Annotated in this window: 11 protein-coding genes; 4 read left to right on the forward strand and 7 right to left on the reverse strand. The window is 66.6% G+C overall.

The annotated features are described in order from the left end of the window. The first annotated feature begins 185 nt into the window (after window positions 1-185). Complete coding sequence (locus ACFYTS_RS20735; protein WP_387306395.1) at window positions 186-758, forward strand: SMI1/KNR4 family protein; 573 nt, start codon at window positions 186-188, stop codon at window positions 756-758. A gap of 28 nt (window positions 759-786) precedes the next feature. Here ACFYTS_RS20735 and ACFYTS_RS20740 read toward each other — a convergent pair whose 3' ends face one another. Next, entirely contained in the window at window positions 787-2,016 is a 1,230-nt protein-coding gene (locus ACFYTS_RS20740; protein WP_379096346.1) for an acyl-CoA dehydrogenase family protein, read from the reverse strand. A gap of 132 nt (window positions 2,017-2,148) precedes the next feature. On the opposite strand from ACFYTS_RS20740, the gene ACFYTS_RS20745 reads away from it, so the two are divergent. Further along, the gene (locus tag ACFYTS_RS20745; RefSeq protein ID WP_387306397.1) at window positions 2,149-2,832 is read left to right on the forward strand and encodes a GAP family protein; all 684 of its coding nucleotides are present in this window, start codon (window positions 2,149-2,151) and stop codon (window positions 2,830-2,832) included. Between the two features lie 49 nt (window positions 2,833-2,881). On the opposite strand, the gene ACFYTS_RS20750 is transcribed toward ACFYTS_RS20745, so the two are convergent. From ACFYTS_RS20750 to ACFYTS_RS20765, 4 genes are all read right to left on the reverse strand, one after another. Beyond that, entirely contained in the window at window positions 2,882-3,241 is a 360-nt protein-coding gene (locus ACFYTS_RS20750; RefSeq protein WP_387306399.1) for a VOC family protein, read from the reverse strand. Between the two features lie 38 nt (window positions 3,242-3,279). Then, window positions 3,280-3,684: a hypothetical protein gene (locus tag ACFYTS_RS20755; RefSeq protein WP_387306401.1), complete on the reverse strand. Its 405-nt coding sequence runs from the start codon at window positions 3,682-3,684 to the stop codon at window positions 3,280-3,282. A gap of 34 nt (window positions 3,685-3,718) precedes the next feature. Beyond that, window positions 3,719-4,075: an immunity 51 family protein gene (locus tag ACFYTS_RS20760; RefSeq protein ID WP_357289598.1), complete on the reverse strand. Its 357-nt coding sequence runs from the start codon at window positions 4,073-4,075 to the stop codon at window positions 3,719-3,721. Between the two features lie 62 nt (window positions 4,076-4,137). Beyond that, window positions 4,138-4,557, reverse strand: a complete 420-nt coding sequence (locus ACFYTS_RS20765; RefSeq protein WP_387306404.1) for a DUF4442 domain-containing protein — start codon at window positions 4,555-4,557, stop codon at window positions 4,138-4,140. Window positions 4,558-4,703: 146 nt separating this feature from the next. Between ACFYTS_RS20765 and ACFYTS_RS20770 the strand changes: the two genes are divergently transcribed. Then, complete coding sequence (locus ACFYTS_RS20770) at window positions 4,704-5,171, forward strand: hypothetical protein (RefSeq protein WP_387306406.1); 468 nt, start codon at window positions 4,704-4,706, stop codon at window positions 5,169-5,171. Window positions 5,172-5,199: 28 nt separating this feature from the next. Here ACFYTS_RS20770 and ACFYTS_RS20775 read toward each other — a convergent pair whose 3' ends face one another. Further along, window positions 5,200-5,838 carry an SMI1/KNR4 family protein gene (locus ACFYTS_RS20775; protein WP_387306408.1) on the reverse strand — a complete coding sequence of 213 codons (639 nt, stop codon included), beginning with the start codon at window positions 5,836-5,838 and terminating at the stop codon, window positions 5,200-5,202. Window positions 5,839-6,035: 197 nt separating this feature from the next. Between ACFYTS_RS20775 and ACFYTS_RS20780 the strand changes: the two genes are divergently transcribed. Beyond that, on the forward strand, window positions 6,036-6,869 hold the full coding sequence (locus tag ACFYTS_RS20780) for an alpha/beta hydrolase (RefSeq protein ID WP_357289609.1): 834 nt from the start codon (window positions 6,036-6,038) through the stop codon (window positions 6,867-6,869). A 36-nt stretch (window positions 6,870-6,905) separates the two neighbouring features. Here the strand turns inward: ACFYTS_RS20780 and ACFYTS_RS20785 are convergent, their stop codons facing one another. Further along, window positions 6,906-7,364: an SRPBCC family protein gene (locus ACFYTS_RS20785; RefSeq protein ID WP_387306410.1), complete on the reverse strand. Its 459-nt coding sequence runs from the start codon at window positions 7,362-7,364 to the stop codon at window positions 6,906-6,908. Between the last annotated feature and the right edge of the window lie 146 nt (window positions 7,365-7,510).

The following is a 7,510-nucleotide window of genomic DNA, read 5'->3' on the forward strand; positions in this document are numbered from 1 at the left end:
CAGGCCTGGACGCCTCGGGGCGCTCCGTATGCCTCCCGGCTGGACCGTCGATGACGCCCGCACCGGCCGCGGTCCGGGCCGATGTCGACTTCCACACCAGAGTGCCCCGCTACCAGGCGATCTCGTAGGAGTCCCGCGTGCCATCACTCGATACAGGGTCCGCGTTTTCCAGAATCCTGGGCTGGATGGAGGCCGCTTCCCTGGGCATCCGGGAACACTTCCGCCCGCCCGCGTCCCGGGCGGCGCTGGCGAACTATCGCGCGGCTTTCGGTCGGCCGCTGCCGGATTCGCTGGTCGCCATGCTGTCGGTCGCGGACGGCACCGACGATGGCGGCTTCTTCCTGCACCGGCTGCTGGGAGTCGAGGAGATCATCGCGATCCAGACCGTGCAGGAGCGCACGGCCGAATCCTTCCGCCGCGCGGGCGTCGACTGCGACCGCTGGGTGCACTGCCCCGAACCGGGCGTGGTGTCGCGGAAGTTCTGGAAGCCCGGGTGGGTGCCGTTCACCGCGGACGACGGCGACTGCGGTTTCGCGGTGGACACCAGCCCCGGGCCGTTCGGCACCGCGGCCCAGGTCATCACCTACGGACCCGATCCGGCCGTGCGCGCGGTGGTCGCGCCGTCGCTGGCCGGGTTCTTCGAATTGATCAGCGCGCGACTGGATCTCGGGTCGGCGCTGGTGGACCCGCACACCGGTGCGGTGTCGCTGTGCACGCCCGCGGGCAGCGCGAACCTCATCGAGACACTGATGGGGTGAGCCCGCGGGCGTGCCGATCGGCGACGGCCTAGCCGGCGAGCAGGCCCTTGGCGATGTGGGTCACCTGGATCTCGTTGCTGCCCGCGTAGATCATGAGCGACTTGGCGTCACGGGCGAGCTGCTCGACCTTGTACTCGGCCATGTAGCCGTTGCCGCCGAACAGCTGCACCGCCTCCATGGCGACCTCGGTGGCCGCGCGCGAGGAGTACAGCTTCATCGCCGACGCCTCGGCCAGGGACACCTTCTCCCCCGCCGCGGTGCGCTCGATGGCGTTGAACACCATGTTCTGCACATTGATCCGCGCGATCTCCATCTCGGCCAGCTTGAGCTGGATGAGCTGGAACTGCGCGATCTCCTTGCCCCACAGCTTGCGCGACTTCGCGTAGTCGATGCTGAGCCGGTGGCATTCGTTGATGATGCCCAGCGCCAGCGACGCGATGCCGATCCGCTCGGCCGCGAACGACTCCTTGGCGCTGTCCTTGCCGTCGCCCTTGGCGGGGGTCTCGGTCTCGCCCAGCAGCCGGTCCGGGGTGATGCGGACATTGTTGAAGAACATCTCACCGGTCGGCGAGGAGTTCATGCCCATCTTCTTGAACGGCTTGCTCTGCGTGAAGCCCTCCATGCCCTTGTCGAGCACGAAGGTCAGCACCTTGCGGTCCCGCTTGTCGACGCCGTCGCCCTCGTCCAGCTTGGCGTAGACGACGGTGACGTCGGCGTACGGGCCATTGGTGATGAAGGTCTTCTGACCGTTGAGGATGTAGTCCTCGCCGTCACGCCGCACGTACGACTTCATGCCGCCGAACGCGTCCGACCCGGAGTCGGGCTCGGTGATCGCCCACGCGCCGACCTTCTCGAAGGTGACCAGCTCCGGCAGCCACCGCTTCTTCTGCGCCAGCGTGCCGCGGCTGCGAATCGTGCCCACGGTCAGCCCCAGGCTCACACCCATCGAGGCCACCAGACCCAGGCTGATCCCCGCCAGCTCGCTATTGAGGATCACCCCCATGCTGCCCGACCCGCTGAACCCGCCACCCGACTTGCCGGGCTTTCCGGTGTTCCCGCCCTCTTCCTTCGCGAACGCCTTCTCCAGGCCTTCCTTCGCCAGCTCGTCCAGCCCGAAGGTGGCATACAGCTTCCGGATGATGTCGAAAGGCGGCAGCGCCCCACTCTCCAGCTGCTCGACGTTGGGCTTGATCTCCTTGTCGATGAACCCACGCAGCGCGTCGCGGAACATCAGGTCTTCGTCGGACCACTGGTACATGTAGTGAACTCCCGAGGGCTCGCGGAACGGTTACCCCCGAATATAGAACACGTTCTACTTCGACTGAACGCCGCACGTGAGCTCATCGGGGCGATCCGGGTGAGGTGGCCGGTCTGTATGGTCGGTTGGGTCATGCTGATCTTCCTACTGGCGTTCGCGGGGTTCGCCTTCCTCGATTCCCTGCACGTCTTGAACATAGGGATCACCGCCGCGGTGGTCGTCGACAGCCGGCTGGGTCGTCGCTCACCGGTTCCCGGGGCTCTGAGCTTCATCGCAGGACTTTTCGCCGTCACAACAGCATTCGGGATCTGCACCGTATTGGGGCTCGGCTTCCTGACAGATCTCATCCACTTCGACATCACGCCGACCATTCGTTATTGGGCCGAACTCATCATCGGCGCGCTCCTGCTGATCCTCGGCGCACTTCGACTACCGAGCCACGCGGCCAACGAAATCCCACCCTGGGCCATCGAGGCCAGACGACGACCACTACTCCTGGGCCTGATCGGAGCCGCGATCGGCCTCGCCCAAGCACCAACCGCGGTCCCCTACCTGGCTGCACTGGCGATGCTCACGATCCGAGAACCACGCCCGACCCTGTGGCCCCTGATCGTGGCCGCCTACTGCCTCATCGCCCTCTTGCCACCACTCCTGGTGCTGTTCGCCGCAACCCGCCGCTCAGCCCGCGTACAGCGGTTCTACCGGGGATTCGTCCGCGCCCTGACCCGCTTCGGCCCCATGTCGATTCGAGTCCTCTTCGTACTCTTCGGAGCCGCGCTCATCGTGGACGCACTTCGGAACTACTCGTCCCTGTAGGGTCCACTCCGTTCGGATTCCGTCGAAGATCAGCGCCCGCTCACACCACTCATGCTCCCGCGATCTCGATGACGAAGATCGCGTTGCCGTCCGGATCGATGTACGGAGCTTTGCGACCGGCCGCACCGTCCGGCCCGACGAGAATGAACGGGCCCGGATCGATACCGCGTGAGCCGATTTCGGCAACGGCGGTCTGCAGGTCGGGAACGGCGATGTTCACCAGCGCCCGGCCGGCGCGCTCGGGGTCGACCACGATGTAGACGAACACGGTGTCGCCCAGCTGCCACATCGCTTCGATCCCGGGTGTCACCACGACATCGGCGGCGCGACCGAACAGGTGGGTGTACCAGTGGTCGGCTGCCGCGAAATCCGTTACCGCCAGGCCGAAGAACAGAGCGTTCGTGTTCATGACTCAACCAATCAGCGTCGGAGGGGTCGAACCGTGCGTCAGTTGATCGCGGTCTCGTGGACGGAGTGCCACAGGTAGCCGTCCGGTTCGGCGGTCAACACCGCGGTCACTCGGCGCGCGGCGCTGCCGTTCCGGCTGTGATGGACTTCCAGGAAGCGAACCACGATCATACCGCCCACTCGGTTCAGCTCGACAACCTCGTCGATTTCGATCCGCAGACCAGGCACGGCATTCCGTGCCGTGCGCAGGCCAGCGAGGAGCGCCTCGCGCGCAACCACCGACCCGTCGGTACTCACCATGGTGAACCCTGGATCCTGCGCGGCGGCGAAGCGTTCGAACACCGCGAGCTCCGCCTCGCTACCCAGCCAGGCCGCGAGATCGTCGTGCAGGTTCTGAATCGCGATGCCGAGGTCCACGGTGCTGACTGCGCTGTCGTCGGTCACACCAGCGATCGTACGGACGGCTCGCCGTCACCGGTCAGTCGAACCACTCGGGGTCGCCGCCCGCGATGAACCCGGACAGGACCGTCGAGTCTCGATGCGCCTCCTGCAAGAGCGCCCCGAGTCGCTGGAGCGCCTCCGCGTCATCCCCATAGGCGACGAACATTCCAGCCTCGGGGTCATAGTTGAGCCGCTCCGCCAGCTCGGGCGCCCGCATCGCCACCGCGGACCGCGCGACACCGGCCCAGCCGTAACCGCCACCGTCGTAACCGAACTCGGCGAACACGGCCTCGGCGGAGAGCATGTGGTTGTCGGACAGCATCAGGCAGTAGTGCCCGGGCTTGTGGTCGTACTCGAAGAACACCAGCGGGGCGAAAGTCTCACGATCGGTCACGCCCCGGACCCTATCGGAGCACTCCGACATCGGGCCGCGGCGCGACTGGCTCCTGGCAGCTACTACTGCGCGTTCTTCCGGACGTAGAGCGTCTGGTGTGCGCGAGCGACGAGAGCGCCGTTCGAATCGACGATCCGGGTCTCATGCTCGGTGATGGATTTCGAGCCGTCGGCGGTGGTGCGGCGGATGTCGTCCATCAGTTCGTGGGGCATCAGCATGGTGGAGCGGACGGTGCCGCGGCCGGGGGCGATGAACTCGATGTCGGCGGTGGTGTTCCAGATCCGATAGCCCTGGCCGAGTTGACCGTGGGCCATCATTCCGAAGAACGGGTCGGTCATCGCGAACAGGGACCAGCCCGGTGCTGCGCCATTGTGGTTGGAGTTCCAGCGGCGCACCTTCAGGCTCACCTCGGTGGCGGTCCAGTCGTCGGCGAATCGGTCGACTCGTACTCCGAGGAACAGGAGGGACGGGGCGAGGTTCATGACCGTTCGGAGCCTGCGGGGTGTCAGGACGGCTGCCGGGATGGTCCGTCCTTCTAATCCCCCTGGTTTGAAACGCATTTCGCCACCCTACCGACCGGCATGGTGCGTAGATCGGTTCGAGGTCGGGAAGGCCGTACCCTTCGGACATGACGCCGAGGGAACTGTTCTTCCAGCTGGGAGCCGATCGCCGACGGCAGGTTCACCTGTCGCTGTGCGAGGACGCGCTGTCGACCTGGATCGGCTACACCCAAGGCAAGCCTGCCCAGCTTCGCTACCGTGACTCGGTCGTCGGAATGCGGCATCACGTGGATGTCGAGCTTCCTGCCGACGCGCTGCTTTCCGCCCGCGCCGGCGAGGATCTCGCGGATGTCGGGAGCCGGTACCTCGAGCCCATCGCCGCGCTGCAAGACGACGATCTGACCTTCCCCGACCCGGTCGAGTTCGCGTACTACGCGATGTACAACTGCTTTCGCAAGTACGTCGGCGGCGATGACATCTCGGATTGGCTGATCGTCAACCAGGCCTTGTCGGTTCACGACGACAGCGAAGCCGCGTCACGTCTGACGCGCGCGATCGGCGATATCGATTCAACCGCGGGCGGGAACCCCGAGTGACTCGGAACGACCCGCCCGCCGCACCGAATCAGTTCCGGGCCTGGAAGATCCCGTCACGGGCGAGCCAGACCAGGGCCGGGGTGCCCATCTCGTCGAGCCAATCCGGTGGCTGCGGGGCGGTGAAGGCCGCGGCCATCGCCTCGAACCAGGCTGTGAAGGACGGGAAGTCGGGCATGGCGTCGGCCTCTTCTTCCCACGCACCGTCCTCGACATAGCGCGCTCGCGGCTCGTCCTGGTGGTGGTAGTAGACCGGGTACTCGCCGTCCGCGCCGGGCTGCGCGACATCGAAACACCACACCGCTTCATACCCGGCCTCGGCGAAACCGACCAGGTGATTGGTCGACAGGTACCGACCCGGCTCGCGACTGACGCCCTCGGGCATGTGCACCAGATCGGCGTTCAACTCGACCAGCTCCTTCTCGTCCACGAGCACGAACTCGCACTCGCGGTCGTCTTCCTCCCGAAGGCAGCGCAGCCGATTGTGCTCCGCCAGCAGCGCCCGGTAGCTCGGCGGGACCGACCACGCGACGGCACCGAAGTGCGGCTCCAGCAGGGTTTCTCGCGCCTGGACCGCATCGCTCGAAGCGGGATCGGACCCGTCGAGATCGAGCAGTCCCGCCGAGGCGGCCCGCCGCAGATCCAGCAGCGCGTCGCGAGGTGTAGCCATGTGTCCACTCCTGGTGTCCTTGCGTACATTTGCCCGCGGCCAGCTTAGGTCTTCCGTGCGGCAGGCGCCGGGGCTCGTGAATCGTCGCCATATCAGCCAGATCTGCGTGCGGCGATGAGTTTCGACGCCTGGCGCCGTCCACATCACCGAACACGCGAACCCCAATCGCGCATCGACGAAACGAAAGGGCCTCAACCATGGAGACCATCACCACCCCCGCCGGAATCGAGCTGGCCTTCGACCGCTACATCGGTGGGGACGCCGGGACGGTGATCCTGATCGGTGGCGCCTTCGGTGAGCGGAAATTCTCCAAGATGGTGAAACTGGCTGAGCAGCTTTCCGAAACGTACCGCCTGACCGTCATCAACTACGACCGGCGCGGCCGCGGCGACAGCACCGATACGCCGGGCGAGTACAACGCCGACAACGAGATCGACGACATCGCCGCACTGGTCGAGGCGGCCGGCGGGTCGGCGGCATTGTTCGGCTGGTCATCCGGAGCCGGTCTCGCGCTGCGGGCCGCGGCGCGGGTGCCGGGGATCGACCGGGTGGTCGCGTTCGAGCCGCCCTTCGTCGTCGACGACGAGAACTTCGTGCCCTCACCCGATCTGCAGGACCGGCTGCACGAGCTGATCGCCGCCGACCGGCGCGCGGAGACCGTCAAGTTCTACATGACCGAGGCCATGGGCATGCCGCGCATGTTCACCGCGATCATGCGGTTCACGCCGATGTGGAAGAGCATGCTCGCCACCGCGCCGTCGACCGCCCACGACTGGGCCGTGATGGGGCCGTATATGCGCGGCACGGCGCTCGACGCCGCGGACTGGAGTGGGGTCACCGCACCGACCCTGGTCATCTCCGGGGCGAAGAGCGGCGCCCTGCTGCGTACCGGCGCGGCGGCGATCGCGGCGGTGCTGCCCAATGCGATTCACCGGGAGGTGCCGAAGTTGAGCCACAACCCGAACATCGGGCTCCTCGCCCCGGTCGCGGGCGAGTTCCTCACCGGCGCCGCGACCACCGGCATTCACTGACCAGCAAGTGGTTCGACGAGGGGGATGACGGCCCGCTCATTCCTCTTCGGCCAGCGCCGCGAGCCGATCCACCGATCCCCGCAGCATCTGCGGGGTGGTGGCTCGCGCCCTGACCAGGCGCTTCTCATCGGCCAGATTGGTCCAGTCGTAGGTGTGCCGCACGCGGGTCCGGTTGTCGCCCAACGGCTCCAGCTCCCAGCGCCATAGATGCCCGGGCGGCTGTGCGCCGGGTTCCGAAGGCAGCCAGGCGATTCGGCGCGCCTCCTCGAATTCGACGATCTGGTTCTGCCGGACGACTCCGTGGGTGAGCGTCATCTCGAAGACGTCTCCGACCGCCCGGACCCGTTGCCCGGGCTGCGCGTGGGCGAGATTGTCGTTCCCATCCCAACGGGGCTGCTGCGCCGGGTCAGCAATCAATTCGAAGATCCGCGCGGCCCCGGCGGCTACCTCACGCTCGGCGGACACGATTGTTGTGGGGTTCCCGATGTCGCTCATACCCCGATCGAACCACCCTGGGGGTCGCCCACCGTCGTTGGGGAAGCCGCCATGCGGCTTCTTAGAGAATGGTGGGTAGGGTCAGGTCCCGGCCAGGATCTGGTCCAGGTGCCCGGCGGGATGCTCCCCTATGCGGCTGCCCACCA

This window comes from Nocardia sp. NPDC004151 (assembly GCF_042874235.1).
In the GTDB taxonomy this organism is placed as follows: domain Bacteria; phylum Actinomycetota; class Actinomycetes; order Mycobacteriales; family Mycobacteriaceae; genus Nocardia.

Excerpts from the sequence above, each read along its gene's own strand:
- ACFYTS_RS20735 (WP_387306395.1), top strand. The coding sequence starts at position 186 with ATGGAGGCCGCTTCCCTGGGCATCCGGGAACACTTCCGCCCGCCCGCG.
- ACFYTS_RS20740 (WP_379096346.1), bottom strand. The coding sequence starts at position 2,016 with ATGTACCAGTGGTCCGACGAAGACCTGATGTTCCGCGACGCGCTGCGT.
- ACFYTS_RS20745 (WP_387306397.1), top strand. The coding sequence starts at position 2,149 with ATGCTGATCTTCCTACTGGCGTTCGCGGGGTTCGCCTTCCTCGATTCC.
- ACFYTS_RS20750 (WP_387306399.1), bottom strand. The coding sequence starts at position 3,241 with ATGAACACGAACGCTCTGTTCTTCGGCCTGGCGGTAACGGATTTCGCG.
- ACFYTS_RS20765 (WP_387306404.1), bottom strand. The coding sequence starts at position 4,557 with ATGAACCTCGCCCCGTCCCTCCTGTTCCTCGGAGTACGAGTCGACCGA.
- ACFYTS_RS20770 (WP_387306406.1), top strand. The coding sequence starts at position 4,704 with ATGACGCCGAGGGAACTGTTCTTCCAGCTGGGAGCCGATCGCCGACGG.
- ACFYTS_RS20775 (WP_387306408.1), bottom strand. The coding sequence starts at position 5,838 with ATGGCTACACCTCGCGACGCGCTGCTGGATCTGCGGCGGGCCGCCTCG.
- ACFYTS_RS20780 (WP_357289609.1), top strand. The coding sequence starts at position 6,036 with ATGGAGACCATCACCACCCCCGCCGGAATCGAGCTGGCCTTCGACCGC.
- ACFYTS_RS20785 (WP_387306410.1), bottom strand. The coding sequence starts at position 7,364 with ATGAGCGACATCGGGAACCCCACAACAATCGTGTCCGCCGAGCGTGAG.